This window comes from Seonamhaeicola sp. NFXS20, from assembly GCF_049132085.1.
In the GTDB taxonomy this organism is placed as follows: Bacteria; Bacteroidota; Bacteroidia; order Flavobacteriales; family Flavobacteriaceae; genus Seonamhaeicola.
In genome coordinates this window covers 266,463-286,131 of record NZ_JAFMPU010000004.1, presented here as the reverse complement: position 1 = coordinate 286,131, position 19,669 = coordinate 266,463, and the positions used below count along the sequence as shown (strand labels likewise).

The following is a 19,669-nucleotide window of genomic DNA, read 5'->3' as shown; positions in this document are numbered from 1 at the left end:
AGTACCTGGATATGGCTTTTTTAACAAAGTCTTTGTCCGCCCTTTAGTTAATCAGAAGAAAACTCCTTAACCTTCTCGTAACAATCCGAAAAAATTGTCCTTGCGAAATGAACTATTGCACCACAACAGTTGAATAAACACAATTGTGTTTATCTACATTATATTTATCTCAGTAAATATAATTATTTTTCTTACAAATCAAATGAGTTTTTATAAAATAAAAACTGCTTTTTGCTACATGGGTATAGGTTTCTGTAGTTTTAGTTGAATTGTGTCCCAATAAAAGTTGAATGAAGCTTATGTCTGTTCAATACATAAAAATTGCTTTTTTTATTTAGACTCGTGGAGGGATTAATTTAAAATGCTAGTTCAAAATTAAAGAAACAGAAGACATAACAAATCAACTTTGGGATGTTTTTGAAAAAACGATTTAGTATTAATATTTTATACCTAATTAAGGTATTGCAAAATAGTAAATTAGGAGAAAAAGTTTTTAATAGCATTCTGTAAAAGAGGAAAGGCATAAAAGGCTTATAAAAAGAAATAAAAAATGATGAGGATTTTGAATATTTTAAAAAAGTTTAGTAATACGCCATAGCACATTGCTTTTTCTCATTCACCTTGTCTCTAGCCCCAGTCGAGAGCTCAAAAAAGCAATAAGCTATTAGCTAAAAGTCCTGTATAAGTAGCTTGTTTAAATGCTGTTTTACCAAACAACTATTTAAAACGCTACCCATACAATCGCTTCATCCAACGCTCAATAAAAAACAAAACCTATTTTTTTAAGAGAAAATCCCCCTTAATTATAGTATTTGCTTAACTTTACTTCCACCCAAATCTTATTTTTAGTTATGCGTTTATTAAGGCTATATAGTTCTATTTTAGTATTATTTTTTTCAATAACAGTAATTGCTCAAATTCCCACTTATTACGATAATATAGATTTCTCTCAAACAGATGATGCTCTTAAAAATCAAATAAGTACATTAATAACAACCACACATACAAACCAATTACCATATACAAGCACTTCTACAGATACTTGGGATATTATTAAAACAGCAGATTTAAACCCTTCAGATAACCAAAATGTGCTTTTAGTTTATGGTTATGATGATTTAGATAATACCTATAAAACAGATAGAACACGAAGTAAAGACTTAAATTGTACCTCAAACTCATGTATAGGTTTGTGGAATAGAGAACATGTATTTGCAAAATCATTAGCAAACCCAAGTTTAGACACAAGTTATCCCAGTGCAGGTACAGATGTACATAATTTACACGCTTCAGATTCACAAATGAATTCTTCAAGAAATAACAGAGTATATGCATCAGGTAGTGGTAACGCCACCATAACAGCACAAGGTTATTTTTATCCAGGCGACGAATGGAAAGGTGATATTGCACGCATCATTATGTATATGTATGTACGTTACCCCAATCAATGTTTAGCAAATGATGTAGCTTTTAGCTCAAACAGTACACATTCTAATATGCCCGATGTTTTTCTTCAATGGAATAAAGATGACCCTGTTTCTGATTATGAAATACAAAGAAATAATGAAATTGCACATGCCCAAGGCAACAGAAATCCGTTTATTGATAACCCTTATATAGCTACATTAATTTGGGGAGGTACACCTGCAGTAGATAGTTGGCAAGTACTCGCTTTACCAGAATTATATAATCAGGAATCTGTTTCAATATACCCAACTATTTCTACTAATTATTTAAATATAGTATCTAATAAAACAAATAACTATCAATATACAATTGTAGATTATAGTGGTAGAGTATTACTTAATTCAACTGTAGCCAATAAAGTTGATATTTCAATACTAAATGCAGGTAGTTATATACTACATTTAAAATCTAATCAATCTGAAAATATTTTTAGGTTCATTAAAAAATAAAAGCATTAATAAAGTCTAGTCCTGAAATATGGTTACAGGTAAATAAATTGACTTACACTGTTTTTAAATATACCATATTTGGTATTTTGAAGTCTAAAGATAAATGAATCTTAGACACTTTGTGGGATAGTGTTGTTAAGATAGCTCCTCTCAAAATTATTTGATATCATTTAGCACTAAATGATTATCTTTACAATCTATGATTCCAGACACTATAAATCGGTCTGTAATTCGGTTAGTAATAAAAGCATAAACAAGGAGAAACCCAGTAAATATGAGGGCTAAAGAAATAGGTTCGAATTCCTTCGCGTAAGATGAGAAATATAAAACGCTTCTTGATTTGATAAAATATCACAATGAAAATATGCAGGGAGTCCTAAAACCTGGCACTTTGAAGGAATTGAATAGGGGTAGACAAGTGAAATTATTAACAAAAATAAGACGTTGAAGGTTTGATTTCAAGTGTTTTTATATGAGTTATTGGTCTAGTTATAAATCATGATTGCTCTGAAATTAATAGCCCTCAAGTTTACTATGTTTATTGTAATTGTTTATGTAAGCTTCCCTTAATTAGAACTGTTTAAAAGAGTAAAAAAGTATTAACTTTAAACAGTAATTATGAAAAAAAGTAAATTTAGTCCGACCCAAATTTCAAAGATTTTAAAAGAGTTTGATTTAGGTAAGTCCGTATCCGATATCACACGCGAACATGGTGTTAGTTCATCCGCTTTTTATAAGTGGCGCGAGCGTTATGCAGGCATGAATTCACAAGAGCTTAAGCGCTTAAAAGCCTTAGAAGAAGAAAACCGCAAACTCAAGCAAATGTATGCGACTCTAGCTTTAGATCACCAAATGGCAAAAGAGATTATCGAAAAAAAGCTATAAAGCCCTACCGTAAACGAATTATAGCAAAAGAACTTATTCATTACGGTATTAGTAGGGCGTGTCGCGTTTTAAATATGAGTAAGAGTGTGTATTATTATAAACCATTACCAAAAGATGACACAGAGATTGAAGTTGCTCTAAAAGAAAAAGTAGAGCAACATTCAGAAGAAGGGTTTTGGAAAGCTTATGATCGTTTACGAAATGAAGGAAAACCATGGAATCATAAACGTGTTTATAGGGTTTATAAAGCATTAGGCTTGCCACTACGCAGAAAAGTAAAGAAACGCTTGCCAGCAAGAGATAAAGAATCTTTAGAAGTTCCTGAAGAGTTAAATCATACATGGAGTATGGATTTTGTAACCGATGTTTTAGAAAATAGTAGACGTTTTAGAGGGTTCAACGTCATTGATGATTATAACCGAGAAGTTCTTTTTATAGAAATAGATTATTCCTTACCCAGTAACCGTATTATTTGGGTGCTCAATCATTTAATAAATAAAAGAGGAAAGCCCAAACGAATACGAATGGATAATGGCCCTGAATTTATAGCTAAAATAACAGCCAATTGGAGTTTAATGTATGATATAGAGTTTAAATACATACAACCTGGAAAACCAACACAAAATGCTTTTGTAGAACGTTTCAATGGAAGCTACAGAAGAGGTGTTTTGAACAAATATATTTTTGAGAGCCTAGAACAAGTTAGAGAGCAAACAAAAATTTGGATGGATGATTACAATCATTTTAGACCTCATGATGCACTAGGAAAATTATCACCAATAAAATATGCAGAAATTAATTCTAATCCATTTAGATCCATTCCTATTAAATATAATAAATTTGATAATATTAGAAATTTAAACAGTTCTAATTAAGGGAAGCCTACATTTATAATTAATAAAGAAACTACGTATAATTCTTGTTTACTTTTTATATAAACAAAAAACTTAATGCTATCCCTGTTCTAGCTCAAAAGTAAATATCTAACGAATGCAGATGGATTATTTTCTAATAGAATAAATGCTATACAAAAAGATGGCGAAGGGTTTATTTGGTTAGCAACAGAGGATGGGCTTAACCAATTTGATGGAATTATAATAGAGTTTTTATGAGAAAGTTACTAGTATGGTATTGCATTCAAAAACTTAAAATATTATAGTTGGAACATGAAATTGGTTGAAAGTATTGATTGTATAAAACTTTATTATATTGTTTGCAGGTATATTGAAAAAGAAACCAGAGTAAGAAGCTTTTTTTAATATAAAACTATAGACAAATTTGAATTAAAAGCGTTTATAAACTAGTGGTTAATTGTTTGGCTATTAATATTTTTAACTTTTTTGAGAAACTTCTGAAAAAGACAATTGGTACACCATTTATGAATTATTTAATTTAATTTAATTTCTATTTTTGAAAAATTAAGTTTAGTTGCAAAGCTTTAAAATAGAAGGCTTTATAGTTAATGAATTATTGAACATTAATTTGTTAAAATAAAACAATATTTAATTATGTATTTAAGAATCCTGTTAGTGTTTTTCGTGAACGCTATTTGTTTCTCGCAAGTTAGATTGCCCGCATTTTTTAGTGATAACATGGTATTACAACAAAATGATAGCGTAGCTATATGGGGAGTAGATAAGCCTAATACACCCATATCTATAGAAGTTGGTTGGGGAGAAAAATCATTAACTAAATCTGATGAAAATGGCCATTGGAAATTTAAAATAAAAACTCCTAAAGCTTCTTATAATTCATATGATTTAATTATTAAAGGCTCATCCACGACAAAAATAAATAACGTTTTAATAGGTGAAGTTTGGTTTGCTTCAGGACAATCAAACATGGAAATGCCTATTAAAGGTTTTTCAAACTCACCTGTTTCGGGGTATAATGAATTTATTTTAAATTCTAAAAATCAAAATATCAGGCTTTTTAGAGTTAGAAGAAGTGCTAGCGTAACTCCAGAAAAAGATGTTGTTGGGGAATGGGAACAAGCAAACCCAAATACTATTGATAACTTTAGTGCAATAGGGTATTTGTTTGCTAAAAAATTGCAAAAGACACTTAAAATTCCCATTGGTATTATTAGTTCATGCTGGGGAGGAACAGGAATAAAAGCATGGTCGCCTAAAGAGGCCTTAAAAGGTTTTAGTTTTATAAAATTTCCTAAAAAACTACCATCAAGAGATAATGAAAAAAGAGGAACTCCAACATTATTATATAATGCAATGATTCATCCTTTTTTAGGGTATAATATTAAAGGGTTTTTATGGTATCAAGGGGAGTCTGATAGATTTCACGCTGATAAGTACAAACTATTATTTCCTAATATGGTAAAGTTTTGGAGAAAAAAATGGAGCCTAAAAACTGAAATACCATTTTATTATGTACAAATAGCACCATATGATTATAGTGCTAGAGATAGAACAAAAAAGCCAAATGGAGCTTTACTAAGAGAAGCACAATTGCTTTCGCTATCAAAAATAAATAATTCAGAAATGGTAGTTACAGCCGATGTAGGAGACTGCAATGACATCCATCCATCAAGAAAAGAACAAATAGCAAATAGGTTGGCATATATAGCATTAAATAAAGATTATAACTTTAAAACTATTAAGTATAAAAGTCCTATTTATAAATCAATGGAAATCAAAGGAGATTCTATTGAACTGTTTTTTGATAGTATTACTAGCTCAAAAGGTAATGGTTTTAATAGCTACGGAAAACAATTAAAAGGGTTTTATATTGCAGGAGAAGATAAGGTTTTCTACCCTGCTAAAGTAATAATTACAAAAGAAAGAACTTTAAAGGTGTTTAGTGAAAAAGTAAAATCGCCAAAGGCAGTAAGGTATGGTTTTGAGAATTGTTTTGAGGTAACCTTGTTTAATGCCTATGGATTACCTGCTTCACCTTTTAGAACAGATCAATGGGAAGTAAGCTATTAAATTCAGTAAAATAACAGGTCTAAGAGTTTAACCATTTTGTTCTTTGAAGCCTTATGTTGTGCTTGTCAAAACATGATTAAATAACTTTGTGAGTTACATTTTAGTTTTATTTGTAAAAATGAGAGATAAAAATACAAGACTTGTTTTAGGTTTAGGTTTTAAAATTCTATTAACCCTAAATGTTTTAGCTTTAATTATTGTTACAAATGTTAGCGCTCAAAATGTAAATTATAAGTTCAAAACTTTTTCTACAAAACAGGGGCTTTCTCAAAGTACAGTAATGGCTATTCATCAAGACAGAATGGGGCAAATGTGGTTTGGTACCAGAGATGGATTAAACAGATTTGATGGTAGTGAATTTAAAGTTTATAGAAATATAGCAAATGACTCATTGTCTATTAGTAGTAATCATATTTTATCTATAACTCAAGACAAAGAAGGTTACATTTGGGTAGGCACTTATAATGGTTTAAACAAATTTAACCCAGAAAAAAATACTTTTGCTAGATTTTTTCGTAACAATAGCTCCAATTCTATTGTTGGTAATAGAGTTTGGTCTATTTATGAAATTGATAATGAAATATGGGTTGGTACTACAAATGGACTTTCAATTTTCGATAAAATTAAGAATGAATTTATCAATGTTAATTTCTTAGATAAAGAATCAATTAGTATTAAAAATAATTTTATTACTAAAATTTTAAGAACTAGTGATGGTAGTGTGCTAATTGGTACATCAACTGGTTTGTATAAATTAATAAAAAGAAATAAAAATAGCTTTTCATTTAAAAAGTATTATACAGATATCACCGAAATCTTTAATAATTATATAATTCAAGATATTATAGAAGATACAAAAAATAATATATGGGTTGCAACTAGAAAAAATGGAGTGCTTCTTATTAAAAAAGATAGTAACAAGTTAACTAAACTTAATAAAGGAATAACTTCTGTAGATTTTAGAGCTTTAACTCTAGATAAAGAAGGTAATGTTTGGTTGGGTGCTAATAATGGGGTTTATATAGTTTATTCAAACGGTGATTTTCAATATTTAGAAGATGATAGTTTAAATAAAGTGAAATCTATTTTTTTAGATAAGAAGGGATCTGTGTGGGTAGGAACATACTATGATGGTTTAAGTCTATGGGATGAGAATAATTTGAGTTTTAGAAGTATAAATGATAAGGAAGGACAACATAGACTAAGTTATAAGGTTGTGAGTTCAATAGAAAAAGATTTTAAAGACAATATTTATGTTGGAACTGAAGGTGCGGGAATAACAATTTTTAATCAATCTAATGAAAGGATAGGGGAGATTAACGATGGACAATTAACAAATTATGTGAAATCTCTTTTAGTTTTAGATAATACATATTTATTAGTAGGTACTTTCGCAAAAGGAATATCTGTTTTTGATATTAATACTAGAAAATATATATCAGATTATTTTCCTAAAGAATTAACACAAATAATTGAGAAATCTAGTATATACTGTTTAAAAAAAGAAAAAGCAAACACGTTGCTAATTGGAGCTTTTGGAAAAGGTTTAATAAGATATAATACAATTGATAAATCTTTTCAAATTTTTAATGCTCAAGAGAAAGAAAATAAGTCAATTACAAGTAACGGAATAAGAACAGTTTTATATGATAGTAAAAAAAGAATATGGGTTGGTACTATAAAAGGGCTTAACTTAATTACGTTTAATAACCATTTAAACTCTTTTGAGATAGAGTATTTCTTTTTTAATCCTAAAATTAACTCTGGAGACGATATACTAACCCTTTTTGAGGATAATATAGGTAATATTTGGGTAGGAACAAAATCTCAAGGCTTATATAAGTTTAATGGAGTGTCTTTTAAAAAGATTAGGGTAGTTAGTGAAGATAATAAAACCGAGATAAAATCTATACATGCCATACTAGAAGATGAGGAAAAAGGACTGTTATGGATAAGTTCAAATTCTGGAATTGCTAGATTTAATCAAAACTCTAATAAAACTATAATTTATAATCAAACAGATGGTTTAATAGATAATGAATTTAATGACAATGCAGCTCTAAAAATGCCTAATAATAAATTTTATTTTGGAGGACCATCCGGAATTTCTTTTTTTGATTCTGAAAAAATATATCTTAATACATTTAGCCCTCAAGTAATACTTACAGATTTTAAAATAGAAAATAAATCAGTCAATATTCAAGATGAAGGTATTTTAAAAAAACATATTTCCTTTACTAAAAGCATTACACTATCACATGACAATGCTAATTTTTCTGTAAATTTTTCCATACCAAACTTTATTAACCCAAATAATAATTTGTATTCATATAGGTTAATAGGTGTGCAAGACAAATGGTTAACAACACCAAATAGAGAAGCTACCTATACAATACAAAAACCAGGAACCTATACTTTTGAAGTAAAAGGAGCTAATAACAGCAAAGTATGGAATGATAAACCTACTATCTTAGAGATAAACATTAAGCCAGCTCCATGGCGAACTTGGTGGGCGTTCACAATATATTCATTGTTAATTTTAGCTACCTTATTTATGTTGTTAAGGTTTATTAAATCTAAGGCAAAATTAAAACATAAATTAGAGCTAGAACATATAGAGAATGTGAGGAAAGAAGAATTAACCAAAGCCAAATTAGATTTTTTTACAAATATTTCCCATGAATTTAGAACACCACTAACTTTAATTTTAGGACCCTTACAACAAATACTTGCCAATTATGACGGAAGTAGTAAAATGTATAAAAAATTACTAACAGTAGAAAGTAGTGCAAATCATTTATTTAAATTAATAAATAGGTTAATGAATTTTAGAAAACTTGAAGGAGACCATTTTAAGTTAGAGGCCGCAGAGGGTAATATCTTAAAATTTCTGAAAGAAATTTACTATTCATTCACCGAGCACGCAAAAAATGGTGGGTATGATTATAGTTTTAATACAGAATACGATAAAATTAATGTTTATTACGATAGAGATAAGTTAGAATCGGTATTTTATAACCTTATTTCCAATGCATTTAAATATACTCCAAAAGGTGGAGATATAAGGGTAAATGTAAAAAAAGATGACGATAACATTTACATAGAAGTAGAAGATAACGGCGTAGGAATTCCTGAAAAATATTTAGACAAGATATTTGACCGCTTTTTTGAAATGCCTAAAAAACAAAAATCTCAAAATAATTACAAAGATGGTACAGGCATTGGTTTAGCCATTGCTAAACATATAGTGAAATTGCACAAAGGTCAAATTGAAGTAAAAAACAAAGAAAGCAGAGGAGTTATTTTTAAAGTGTCATTAAAGTTAGGAAGACATCATCTTACTGATGAGGAAATTTTATCAAATTTTAAAATGAGTGATGATGTTAGTTTATATGAATCGCAATTAAAACAATCAGATTTTAAACTTCCAGATGATACACTAGACCATTTAGAAATTAAAGAAGATAAACCTATCATTCTAATTGTTGAAGACCATAAACCATTACGTTCTTTTATAAAGAATTTGTTAAAAGAAAATTATAATATTAAAGAAGCCGATAATGGTGAAGATGCCATGAAAAAAGCATTAAAAATTGTTCCAGATTTAATCATCAGTGATGTTATGATGCCTGTTATGTCAGGAACAGAGTTATGTGTAAAAATAAAAGAAAATTTAAAAACAAGCCATATTCCATTTGTATTATTAACTTCAAGGTCGTCGTTAATCTATAGGTTAGAAGGTTTAGAGTTAGGAGCTGATGAATACATAAGTAAACCTTTTAATGTAAAGGAATTTAAGCTAAAAATAAAGAATATATTAGAGTTTAATAATAGGTTAAAAAATAAGTTTACTAGTAATGATTATACGTCCTTAGATGAGATATCATTTTCATCATTAGATGAGAAACTATTAAAAAAGGCTTTTAAAATTGTTGAAGATAATATTTCCAATGAACAGTTTAATATACCTGCTTTTTATTCTGAATTAGGTGTTAGTAGAACTGTTTTATTTGAAAAAATAAAAGCATGGGCAAATGTAACACCAAATGAATTTATTCTACAAATTAGGATGAAGAAGGCTACACAATTATTAGAACAAGACAAGTTTAAAATATCTGAAATTTGCTATAAAGTAGGATTTAAGAATCCAAGATATTTTAGCAAATCTTTTCAAAAAAGATATGGATTAACACCTTCAGAATACCGTGATAAGTTTTTTGAAACTAATGTTTAGATAATTATGGACTTTTGGAGTACTATTACAGAACAATAAGTTCTATCTTCATTACTACTTTAGTCTTATGAAATTTTATAAAAATAAGACCAATTTCATCGAATTTATTCTTGTAATAATAATAATAAGCTTGAGCTTGTTAATTATTTACCTAAGTTAAAGCTTATTTATGCTTTTGTTGAAAAATAAAGCATAATTATAGTTAGTATATGGGTTAATTAACAAGTTCTTTGTGAAATTAGCACTATTATACACCTATTTCAGAATTATTTTTCTTTAGAGGTTTCTAATTTTATGTCATTGTTAAACAACTATAGGTATAAAATTAGTGTCTACTAAAAACTAAATAATTATGAAACTAAAATTACTTTTAAAACTAAAAATTTCCCTTTTAATGTCTCTAGGCATGTTGGTTGGGTATAGTCAAACAGTTGCTACTTTGCCTGCTTATGAGGGGTTTGATTATGTTTTAGACTCTAAACTGATTGAAGATAATGCCACTACAGGACAAGGGAGTTGGGGAACCACAGATCCTAGAGCAGGTGATATTTTAACCGTTACTTCTCCTTCTTGGTCAACTTTATCAGGTATTGATACTCCCCAAGGTAATGCCATAGAGTTTGGCGCTTCGGGTTTAAATCCTGAATTTTATTTTACTCCACAAGTAGGTAGTTTTGGAACTATTTATATGTCTTGTTTAATTAAAGTAACAGATGTTTCGTCTGTAGACGTATCTCCTGCAAGAGTTTTTGGCTTTGCTAAACAAAATACTAGTGGGTCAATTTCTGGAGCTACACATTTGTTTGTAAGAAAAGATATAGGAAATTTAGGATATAATTTAGGGGTTAATGAAACTAATAGTACTAGTGGTATCACTTGGGATACAACGGTGTATAATACAGATCAAGAGTTAATGATTGTGCTTTATTTTGATGATACAAACACCGGAACTACTGCAAAAATGTGGATTAATCCAACTTTGGGAGGAGCAGAACCAACACCAACACTTACCGATGCAGATTCAAGAGATTTAGATGTAGATAGAATTCAAATTTTTCAGCATAATTCTACAAATACGCCCGTAATAATATTTGACGAGTTAAGGGTAGGAAAAACTTGGACTGCAGCCACAAAACAATCTTTATTAAATACATCAAATTCTGAAATAACTCATTTGAAAATTTATCCAAACCCATTATCAGGAAATAAAGTTTTGTCTATAAAATCTCAAATTGAAAAATTTAAGGAAATTACCATTTATAGTTTATTAGGGGAGGTATTATATCAAAAAATAACTTCTTCAAATACAATTAATTTAGAACATATTGCTTCAGGTGCTTATGTGATAAAAGTTGTAGATAATAATAAAACTGTTACTAAAAGATTGATAGTTCAATAAAGCTTAGTGTATCCTTTTTATAAAAGTTAGTTTATCATTTAAAATGATGAAATGTTAAATTTAATGATGTTTTAAAATATTTGTTTAGTCTCAATTTTAAAGGGTTTGTACAATTTACCCCCTAAACACGAATTTTTAAAAGCTTCTATTCATTTAAGTTTGGCTCATCAACGTTTAATCAAGTGTAATGGTTATATTATTATGAAATTTATATTAAGTTTTTTATTACTATTAAGTTCTATTTTTACAAATGCACATGTTTATAATTGTGACTCTACAGAAGATATTCTATTAGCTCTTAGTAAAGTTAAAGCTGGAGATGAAATAATAATAAACTCAGGAGTTTATGTAGGTAAATTGTTAAAAAACGGGGCATATTATTATTCAAATTCTAATGGTACAGAAAATAGCCCTATAGTCATTAAAAAGAAAGAAAAAGCAGGTGTAGTTAAACTAAAGGGATTTGATGTTAATAGAGGTGCAATACTGAGAATCTCTGGTAACCATTGGGTTATTGATGGTTTAGATTTATCAGTTGGTCAAAAAGGATTAGTATTTGATAAAGCAAATAATAATAAGGTAATTAATTGTAGAATTTATAAAATAGGTAATGAAGCAATACACATAAGAGATGGCTCAAACCATACAATAATTGATAGTTGTAAAATATTTGATACAGGTAATTTAAACGCTGGTTTTGGAGAAGGAATTTATATAGGAACAGATAGAAAAGCTTGGAAAAAATACAATCCAAGTTGTAATAATACAATTGTACAGAATTGTGAGATTGGTCCTAATGTAAGGGCAGAAGCTATAGATATAAAAGAAGGGACTCAAGAATCTATTATTCAAAATAATTTATTTAACGGTTTAGGTATTTCTGGCCATAATTCTGCAAACTCATTTATAAGTGTTAAAGGTGTTAACAATATTATTAGAGAAAATGTTTTTGATACAAAAGGAAATTCAAACATAGAAAAAGCTATTGCAATTACATATAGGTACACTGTTTTGTCTGGGTATAAAAATAGAATTTATGATAATATTTTTAACATGAACAGCAAAATAGGGAAAATTGTTCAGGCTAATTTTGGTACTACCGATACATACGTATGGAATAATACTAGAAACCCCGAAGGTGAACTTTATAGTAGTAATGTAAGACATGCCCAATCAAAGTTTAATAATGATAGTACAGTAGTATATAATGATGATTTTAAAAGTGAAAAATCTAAATTTTTAGGATCAACATTAACCAAAAACATTAACCTATCTGTACCTAAAGAAGGAGAGGTTAAATTAGAAATGAAACCAGAAGCTACCCTGCCTCCTTACAGCCCCATTATGTATAGGTTCCCTAAACCTTTAGATTTTTCTAATAATGCTAAAATTGTTGTGAGAGTAAAAAGTTTAAAAAGTTTTAAGCTAAGGTTTGACTTACATGATGGTACAAATGCTACCAACGGGTCTAGAGGGCGAGTAACAAGAGTAATTCCTGCTGGATTGAATAAATGGACAGATTTAGAGTTTACATACCCAGAAGAGGCTTTTTTAGACAATAATGTAAATAAGTCTAGCATTAAAAGAATAAATATCCAATTAGATTCTGGTAAAGAAAATTTTCCAAGTGCACTCTATGTAGATTTTATAAAAGTAATACAAGCTTCAAAAGAAACTAAATCAACTAAAAATAAAATAGTTTTTAAACCTTCAAAAAAATATGTAATTCTTAAAATGGATGATTTAAGAGCTAATACAAATCATTCATACAATAAAAATTGGCAAGAGCTTGTAAATACTATTCGTCGTTATAAAATAAAAGCTGCTCTGGGTTTGATTGCAGAAGACCTCCCAAAGGCATCACAAAGTTATAAAGATTCTCTCAAGCAATGGCATGACAGTGAGTTTTTTGAAATATGGAATCATGGTTGGAATCATAAAAGGAAAAATTATCCACCATATTACAATAATAAGAGTGAATATAGTGGTACTTCTTATGAATTTCAAAAAGAATGCTTTGAAAAAAGTATGGCATTAGCTAAGTCTGAGTTAGGAATTACAATGAAAACTTTTGGGGCTCCCTTTAATCAAACCGATGACAGTTTCTTTAAAGTTATTGAAGAAAGTAAGGATATAAAAGTATGGCTCTATGGTCGTAATAATTCTTATTCTGGTTTAATACTAAAAAGAGGAACCAAAAACCAGCTGGAATCAGCAACAGGTGTGGTTAGTTATAATAGTTTTTTAACGGCATTTCAAAATAATAAAACTCCATATTTAGTCTTACAGGGGCATCCAGGAAGGTGGGATGAAAACAGTTTTTTAGAATTTGACCGAGTGATTAACTTTTTAAAGAAACAAGAAGTGATTTTTGTATTACCACATGAATATTATGAAATTATAAATTAAGCTAAAAAAACAAAACCAATTAAAACTAAATATATGAAAACTAAAAAAACTAAAGTTTATATTTTTATTCAACTACTACTGCTTTTTTGTATTGGTTACTTAAATGCACAAAAAACAGTAACAGGTACTGTGATTTCTAAGGATTTACAGCCAGTACCAGGAGTAAATGTACTTCTTGAAGATACAACAAACGGTGTTGTAACTGATTTTGATGGAAAATATACGATAACAATTAATAAAAAAAATGCTGTTTTGGTGTTTAGTTATTTAGGTTATGTAACACAAAGAATAACAATTGGAAGTAAAAATAAGATTGATGTTGTATTAGTTGAAGATTTAGCAAAACTAGATGAAGTAGTTGTAATAGGTTACGGAAGTAGTTTAAAGAAAGATTTAACTAGTTCAGTTGCGGTTGTTGATGTAAAAGATATGGGGACAGGGCAAACTCCGCGTATGGAGCAAATGTTAACAGGTAGAGTGTCTGGTGTTAATGTTTCCAGTACAAATACAGAACCAGGTGCAGCATTGAAGATTAGAATTAGAGGAGATAATTCCATTAACGGAAATAACGATCCTTTACTTGTTATTGATGGTGTTATTGGTGGAGATTTTGAGTCTTTAAACCCCAATGATATTGAATCAATGCAAATATTAAAGGATGCATCTGCAACATCCATTTATGGTTCTCAAGGAGCAAATGGTGTTATCATTGTAACTACCAAACAAGGTACATCAGGAAAACTTTCAGTAGAAGTTTTAGGTACTACAGGAATACAAAGGGTTAGAAAGAGACTAGATCTTTTAACAGCAGAAGAGCATATACAAGTACTTATAGACGATCCAAATTTCGATTTCCCTGATGACGTAACGGGTGTTGAAAATCCAATTTTAAGTGGTAAAGGAACAGATTGGCAAGATGAAATTTTTCAAGAGGCTTTGTACCAAAATTATCATGTTTCAGTAAGAGGAGGTTCAAATAACTTAAGAGGTTTTATGTCTGTTGATTATTTAGACCAAGAAGGGGTTATTAAAAAATCTAATTACAATAAATTATCAGGAAGAACAAATCTAAGTTTCAAAGCTTCAGATAAGCTCACAATTAGAAATAATTTTACTTTCTTTAAAACAAAGTCTAATCAAGTTAAAACTAATGAAGGGTATGGGTCGTTAGGTGGGCCGGTAACTATTAACGCAGCTTTGTTTTCTCCCATTATTCCAGTTTATGCTGAGGATGGCTCTTACAATGGACCATTAAATACCACTTTTGTAAGAGATAACCCTGTAGCTTCAATTAATAATTTATTCGATTTATACGAAACAGATTTTATACGAAACGTGTTTTCAACGCAATGGAAAATTTCAAAAAATATCACCCATGATTTTGCAGTTAATTTTAGTAACCGTACCTACAATAATAGGCGTTATACCAGTAAAATATTACTAAGGTCATTAAATAGGGGAGAAGCATTTTTAGATAACTTAGAGCGCAATACTTGGCAAATAAAAAATACATTAACATATAAAAATACCTTTGGAGATAACCATAATGTTTCTCTACTATTGGGGCATGAAGTGCTTGAAGACAAAAGGTTTAGGTCTAGTATTACAGCACAAGGTTTTTCAACAGAAGCTTTAGGATATAATGATATAGGTTTAGCAGAAGAAGTTACAGGGGCAACATCAGAAAGTATATCATTTGGATTGGTATCATTCTTTTCAAGGTTAACCTATGGGTTTAAAGATAAATATCTATTTTCCCTTTCTGCAAGAGCAGATGGGTCTACAAAATTTGCAGAGAATAATAAATGGGGGTATTTCCCAGCAGGTTCTTTTGCATGGGTTGTTAGTGAAGAGCCTTTTTTAACAGATAGTAATACCATAAGCTTCTTAAAATTTAGAACTAGTTATGGTAAAACAGGAAGTCAAGCAATTAATCCGTATCAATCTTTAGCGTCTTATGATACAGGATTAAGATACTCTTACGGTGATGAAGATTTAGTAAACGGAGCTATAATAAATAGAGTAGCAAACCCAAATTTAAAATGGGAAACAACCGCACAGTTTGATGCAGGTATAGATTTAGATTTATTTGATGGTAGAATAGGAATAGTAGCAGATTATTATAAGAAGAATACAACAGATTTATTGTTTGCCAAAAGACTATTAGCCTACACAGGAATAAGTAGTCAAATACAAAATATTGGTGAAATGGAAAACCAAGGTTATGAGTTTACCTTAAAAGCCAAAGTATTTGATAAAAAATTTAAGTGGGAAACCTCAGGTAATATTAGTTTTCTAGAAAACAAGGTAGTAGATTTAGGAGGAGATACAGATTTATTTTTAGCACCACCAAGTGGCTCAAGAGGTTCTGGTTTTTCAACAACAGGAGTTTTAAGAGTAGGAGAACCCATAGGTAACTTTTTTGGTTATGTAGCAGATGGAATTTTTAAAACAGATGAAGATATAGAGGCTATTAACCAGCCAGGAGCTGTTTTAGGAACCGTTAGGTACAAAGATATTAGTGGTCCAGATGGTGTCCCAGATGGAACTATAGATGATGATGATAGAACCATTATAGGCAATGCTTTGCCAGATTATACTTTTGGTTTAGTAAATAACTTTAGCTATGGGAATTTTGATTTAGACATAGTGGTGCAAGGTTCTATGGGCTTTGATGTTGTTAGGTTTGATAAAGGATTAGTACTTACCAAAGAAAAATTTGAAGGATGGTCTGTTGATAATCCGGATAGTGATATACCAACTAATGGGCTTTTGGGAACAGTGTCAAATTCCAATTATGTAGAAGATGCATCTTTTGTGAAATTTAAAAATATATCGCTTGGTTATAATTTTCCAGAGGAAACCCTAAAGAAACTAGGTTTAAATGGACTAAGATTATATGTGTCCGCAATAGATGCTATTGTAATTACAGATTATTCAGGATATGATCCTGAAGTTAATTCTTTCGGTCAAAGTGATACATTTCAGCAAAATGTATCTATAGGGTATGATTCTGGTTCGTATCCAGGTGTAAGCCAATATGTAGTTGGTTTAAATTTAACTTTTTAAAAAACATAGCAAAATGAAAATATTTAATCAACATAAAAATAAATTAAGAGTATTAAGTATATATACTCTTTTTATAAGTGTTTTTGGATGTCAAGACTTTCTTGAAGAAAATCCAGAAAGCCTTTTGTCCCCTTCAAACTTCCCGCAATCAGCAGAAGATGCAAATTTAATTTTAGGAGGGATAAGTAATAATTTAGCATCTTCAGATTTTGGGAATAGATCAATAATCTTTTTAGCAGAGACCTCTAGTGACGAAGGAACCACAAGATACACTTCTGGAGATAGGTATTCTATAGATCATTATGAATATGTTAATAGTAATCAGTATATAACAAATGTATATAATACGTGTTATAAAATTATTAATCAAGCCAATGCATTAATTACATATTTGCCAAATGATGAAGATTGGGCAAAGCCATATGTTGCTGCAGGTAAATTTTATAGAGCTTGGATGTATTCTTATTTAGTACGCCTTTATGGGCCTGCAATAATAAGAGATACTCCAACAGAAGTTGTAAACCCAGACGAGGTTGTTGTTAGAGTTTCTGAAGAAGAAGTTTATAATTTTATTATTTCAGATCTGGAAGAAGCTCAAAACGATTTACCTCTTAATTGGACAGGAGATGACTATAACGATGATGGTAGGCCTACACAAGGAGCTGCAAAAATACTTTTGGCAAAAATGTACATTAGTATGGCAGGCTATCCTGTAAATGATACCTCAAAATGGGAACTAGGTTTAAACAAAGCTCAAGAGGTTATAGACTCTGGTGTTTATCAACTAAAATCAAATTTTTCCGATTTATTCTTAATCGCTAATAAAAATCAAGAAGAGAGCATTTTATCCATTCAAATGGCAGAAGTTGATGGTCAACTAAGTATTCAACATCGTCCAACTGGTGGAGGCATTTCCAATGGGGGGTGGTATCTTTTTAGTGCCTCAGAAAAATTAATGAACTCTTTTGATGATAATGATGACCGTAAAGAGGGTACTTTTGTTATAAACTTTGTTCAAGAAACAGGAACAACTAATTACACAAGTTTTAGTAGAAACAGAAATTATGGACCTGTACCAGCTGTTCAAAAATTTCAAGACTTTAACAGAGAAGATATAACAGAAAATGCAAGAAGAACTTCTTTAGGATTACCTATATTCAGATTTGCAGAAGCCTATTTAATTAAAGCAGAAGCTGAAAATGAAGTAAATGGACCAACAGAAGAGGCTATTGAGGCTATTAACATATTAAGAAGAAGAGCCCATGCTGACGAAATACCAGAAGAGGGACTTACTAAAGATGAGTTAAGAGATATTATACAACAAGAGTGGAGTTTTGAATTAGCTTTTGAGCTTAAAAGGCGTTTTAATATTTTACGTTGGGGTATTATGGATGAGGTTTTAGGTAATGATGAGAGAGCATCATTAGGTTATCAATCGTACAAACAATATTACCCAATACCACAGGCTGAATTCGATTCTGGTTTAGATCCTAGTCTTCAAAATCCTGGATATTAGTATGTAATTAATAAATAATAGAGTTTTAGTTTAGAATTCCCTTCAAACAGATTCAAATATTAATAAAGAAATTTAAAAATTAATGTTTGAAGGGAATATTGTTATTCCTTAAAATAAATTTTTGTGCGTAAAGTATTATTGTTAGTAGGGTGTTTTCTGTTTTGTTTAAGTTGTAAAAAATCAAATAATATATCTTCAGATTTAGAAGAAATTAATGCCTTATTAGAATCTAGATATAAATATTTGTTAAGTTATCCGCAAGATTCTTTAGGATTTCCTAGAAGTGCTTCACTTAACCCAGAGCATATTGTTAAAGTATCATCAAAAGATTGGACTAGTGGTTTTTTTGTAGGGAATTTATGGCAGCTTTACAAGCTGACTAATAATAAAGAATTTATGAAAAAAGCAGTTAATTGGACGCCTTTAATGGAAAAAGAAAAGAATAACAAGGGCACTCATGATATGGGCTTTAAAATTTTATGTAGTTATGGACAAGGGTATCAAATAACTAAAAACAATAAGTATAAAGATGTTATTGTTAAAAGTGCTAAAACATTAATAACAAGATTTAATGATAGTGTTAACTCCATTAGATCATGGGATTTTAATAAAGAGACTTGGAGTTTTCCTGTCATTATAGATAATATGATGAATTTAGAATTATTGTTTGAGGCTACAAAAATTACAGGAGATAGTCTTTATCATAAAATAGCTGTAAAACATGCAAATACAACTTTAAAAAACCACTTTAGAGAAAATGCTAGTACGTTTCATGTTGTTGATTATAACCCTAAAAATGGAGCAGTGAGAATGAAAGTTACACACCAAGGTTATAATAATAACTCTTCATGGGCAAGAGGTCAGGCATGGGCAATTTACGGTTTTACCATGGCATATCGTTATACTAAAAATATTAATTATTTAGAACAAGCAAAAGCAACTGCATATTTTTATCTTCATCATAAAAACCTGCCAAAGGATGCAATCCCATTTTGGGATTTTGATGCGTCAAACATACCAAATGAGCCACGAGATGTTTCTGCGGCAACTATAACCTCTTCTGCACTTGTTGAATTATATAAGTATACAAAAAATAGAGAATACTTAAATTATAGTAAAAAGGTAATACAGACGTTAAAATCAAAAGAGTATATTTTGAACTCTAATTTAAAAGTTCCATTTATTTTAAATCATAGTACTGGTAATTGGCCCAAAAATGATGAAATAGATCAGCCAATTGTTTATGCCGATTATTATTTTTTAGAAACTTTACTAAGGCTTAATTCAATTTAATTT

General features: G+C 29.7%; 9 protein-coding genes and 1 pseudogene. All 10 read left to right on the top strand.

What is annotated here, in order from left to right:
- The first annotated feature begins 851 nt into the window (after nt 1–851).
- Nucleotides 852–1,916 (top strand): endonuclease, encoded by a 1,065-nt coding sequence (locus J1D01_RS08720; protein ID WP_421150561.1) that lies wholly within the window; start codon nt 852–854, stop codon nt 1,914–1,916.
- Nucleotides 1,917–2,534: 618 nt separating this feature from the next.
- A protein-coding gene (locus tag J1D01_RS08715) for an IS3 family transposase (RefSeq protein ID WP_421150560.1) occupies nt 2,535–3,676 on the top strand; the annotation gives its coding sequence in 2 pieces (ribosomal slippage) (nt 2,535–2,796 and nt 2,796–3,676; 1,143 coding nt in all).
- 132 nt (nt 3,677–3,808) lie between these two features.
- A pseudogene (locus J1D01_RS08710) lies at nt 3,809–3,913 on the top strand (two-component regulator propeller domain-containing protein); the annotation flags it as partial.
- Nucleotides 3,914–4,309: 396 nt separating this feature from the next.
- Nucleotides 4,310–5,746 (top strand): sialate O-acetylesterase, encoded by a 1,437-nt coding sequence (locus J1D01_RS08705; protein WP_421150559.1) that lies wholly within the window; start codon nt 4,310–4,312, stop codon nt 5,744–5,746.
- Nucleotides 5,747–5,864: 118 nt separating this feature from the next.
- The gene (locus J1D01_RS08700; RefSeq protein ID WP_421150558.1) at nt 5,865–9,980 is read left to right on the top strand and encodes a hybrid sensor histidine kinase/response regulator transcription factor; all 4,116 of its coding nucleotides are present in this window, start codon (nt 5,865–5,867) and stop codon (nt 9,978–9,980) included.
- Nucleotides 9,981–10,332: 352 nt separating this feature from the next.
- Nucleotides 10,333–11,379 (top strand): T9SS type A sorting domain-containing protein, encoded by a 1,047-nt coding sequence (locus tag J1D01_RS08695; protein WP_421150557.1) that lies wholly within the window; start codon nt 10,333–10,335, stop codon nt 11,377–11,379.
- 201 nt (nt 11,380–11,580) lie between these two features.
- Nucleotides 11,581–13,788 (top strand): DUF2334 domain-containing protein, encoded by a 2,208-nt coding sequence (locus tag J1D01_RS08690; protein ID WP_421150556.1) that lies wholly within the window; start codon nt 11,581–11,583, stop codon nt 13,786–13,788.
- A gap of 33 nt (nt 13,789–13,821) precedes the next feature.
- Nucleotides 13,822–16,857 (top strand): SusC/RagA family TonB-linked outer membrane protein, encoded by a 3,036-nt coding sequence (locus J1D01_RS08685; protein WP_421150555.1) that lies wholly within the window; start codon nt 13,822–13,824, stop codon nt 16,855–16,857.
- Nucleotides 16,858–16,870: 13 nt separating this feature from the next.
- Complete coding sequence (locus tag J1D01_RS08680; RefSeq protein ID WP_421150554.1) at nt 16,871–18,373, top strand: RagB/SusD family nutrient uptake outer membrane protein; 1,503 nt, start codon at nt 16,871–16,873, stop codon at nt 18,371–18,373.
- A gap of 123 nt (nt 18,374–18,496) precedes the next feature.
- Complete coding sequence (locus J1D01_RS08675; RefSeq protein ID WP_421150553.1) at nt 18,497–19,666, top strand: glycoside hydrolase family 88 protein; 1,170 nt, start codon at nt 18,497–18,499, stop codon at nt 19,664–19,666.
- Nucleotides 19,667–19,669: the final 3 nt, after the last annotated feature.